This is a genomic window from Mesorhizobium sp. M2A.F.Ca.ET.039.01.1.1 (assembly GCF_003998035.1).
Taxonomy (GTDB): domain Bacteria; phylum Pseudomonadota; class Alphaproteobacteria; order Rhizobiales; family Rhizobiaceae; genus Mesorhizobium.
In genome coordinates this window covers 1-2,112 of the sequence record NZ_RZRY01000912.1, presented here as the reverse complement: position 1 = coordinate 2,112, position 2,112 = coordinate 1, and the positions used below count along the sequence as shown (strand labels likewise).

At 63.7% G+C, this 2,112-nt stretch carries 2 protein-coding genes; both read left to right on the top strand.

Annotation, left to right across the window (positions count from 1 at the left end; translation table 11 throughout):
* Positions 1–301: 301 nt before the first annotated feature.
* Positions 302–1,432, top strand: a complete 1,131-nt coding sequence (locus tag EOA24_RS35470; RefSeq protein ID WP_126083677.1) for a patatin-like phospholipase family protein — start codon at positions 302–304, stop codon at positions 1,430–1,432.
* A 124-nt stretch (positions 1,433–1,556) separates the two neighbouring features.
* On the top strand, positions 1,557–2,112 hold a 556-nt coding region (locus EOA24_RS35465; protein WP_127410680.1), incomplete at its 3' end, for an aldehyde dehydrogenase family protein.

Here is a 2,112-nt window from a genome sequence, read left to right as displayed (position 1 = left end):
TTCGAGCGGCGCCACATCGCCGCCATCGACAAACCGCCGCCCGTCAATCCAAGTCGAAGGTACCCCCGCTGCTCTCCCGATCAGATGAGCCTCGACTATGTCTAACTTTCCCCGGACAGCCCTGCACTTTCGTGGGGCGAGGAAAAGAGCGTCTCGCGACCAAAATTTCATCCGATCACGCTTGTGTGTTCGTGTTCTTGCCTTGGTTCGTCCTTATATGTTGCACTGCAACATGGGCAGGCAGAAGCCGCCCTTGCAACATGACGCAGGGGCAGGCCAGCGCATCAAGACAAGGAACGCCATGGCGAAGAACGGCAAGGCGGAGGAAAAGAAGAAGATCAACATCGCGCTGCAGGGCGGCGGCTCGCATGGGGCCTTTTCCTGGGGTGTGCTCGACCGGCTGCTGGAGGATGGGCGGCTGGAGATCGCGGCGGTGTCCGGCACCAGCGCCGGCGCTATGAACGCGGTGGCGCTGGCCGACGGTTTTGTCCGGGGCGGCGTGGAAGGCGCGCGAAAGAAGCTCGACGATTTCTGGCGGGCGGTGGCCTCGAAGGGCCGTTTCAGCCCGGTGCAGCGCATGCCGTGGGACGTCGCGTGGGGCAACTGGTCGATCGAGAACACGCCGGGCTATCTTTTCTTCGACACGATGTCGCGGGTGTTCTCGCCCTATGTCGCCAATCCGCTCGGCCTCAATCCACTGCGCGATGTGGTGGAGAAGGAGATCGACTTCGGCAATGTGCGCGCCTGCAAGTCGATGGAGCTGTTCATCTCGGCGACCAATGTCGAGACCGGACAGCTGCGCGTTTTCTCCGACGGCGAGATCGACCTCGACACGGTGATGGCGTCGGCCTGCTTGCCGCAATTGTTCCGCGCCGTGGAGATCAAGGGCGTTCCCTATTGGGATGGCGGCTATGGCGGCAATCCGGCGCTCTTTCCGTTCTTCAAGGCGGCGGCAACCGAGGATGTGCTTCTGGTGCAGATCAATCCCGTGGTGCGCGAAGGCACGCCGAAAAGCGCCAACGAGATCCAGAACCGCATCGACGAGATCACCTTCAACGCCGGCCTGCTGCGCGAATTCCGTTCGATCGCCTTCGTCAAGGAGCTGATCGCGGCCGGACGCCTGCCGCATGGCGAATATCGCGACATCCGTATGCACCGCATCGATGCCGACGAGGCTTTCAAGGACCTCTCGGCCTCGTCCAAGGTCAATGCCGAATGGGCCTTCATCGCCTATCTGCGCGACCTCGGCCGAAGTGCTGCCAGCGACTGGCTGGAAGAGAATTACGACGCCGTCGGTCAGCGGCCGACACTCGATCTTTCAGGCGAGCTTGACGACGGCTTCAAGCCGTTGCGCGGCCCGGCGCCGGGGCGCCGGGTGAAGGAGTTCCTCGCCGCGCATATCAAGCCGGAGTCGGCGCGGCGTCGGGCTTAAGGTCATCCATGCCTGTCAGCAAGTCCGTCCCGGCTGTCAGCATCTTCCGCAACGGAACCGGCGGGGCGCTGGATCATGCCCGCGGCGCGATGTAGTCTTACCTGAACGTAAAGGGGAGGTTGCGATGCTGCAAACGAGGCAGAACGCTCTTGGCGTCCGGTTTGAAGCGCAATGCCGGGCCTTCGAGAAGGAGCCGTTCCCGACGCTGGATGTGCGCAAGGACCGGCTGAACCGCCTGCTGGCGCTCACCGAAAAGCACGAAGCCGAGATCTGCGCGGCGATCGACAGCGATTTCTCCGCCCGCTCGGCTGAGGAAACGCGGCTTGCCGAACTGTTCGTCGTGCGCGCCGGCATTAGGCATGCGCTGTCGCATCTCAGCGCCTGGATGCGCGAGCGCCGCGTCGCCACCAGCCTGCCGTTTATGCCGGGGCGCAACCGCCTTTTGCCGCAGCCGCTCGGCGTCGTCGGCATCGTCTCGCCCTGGAACTATCCTTTCCAGCTCGCCGTCGCGCCGGCGACCGCGGCGCTCGCGGCCGGCAATCGCGTCATGATCAAGCCGTCTGAGCTGACGCCGAAGTTTTCGGACCTGCTCGCCAGCCTAGTCGAGAAATATTTCGCCGCCGACGAGGTCGCCGTGATGGTGGGCGACGCCGATGTCGGCAAGGCATTCGTGTCGCTGC

What these genes read in the sequence shown, in the direction of transcription:
- EOA24_RS35470 (WP_126083677.1), top strand. Translation starts at nt 302, where the DNA reads ATGGCGAAGAACGGCAAGGCGGAGGAAAAGAAGAAGATCAACATCGCG.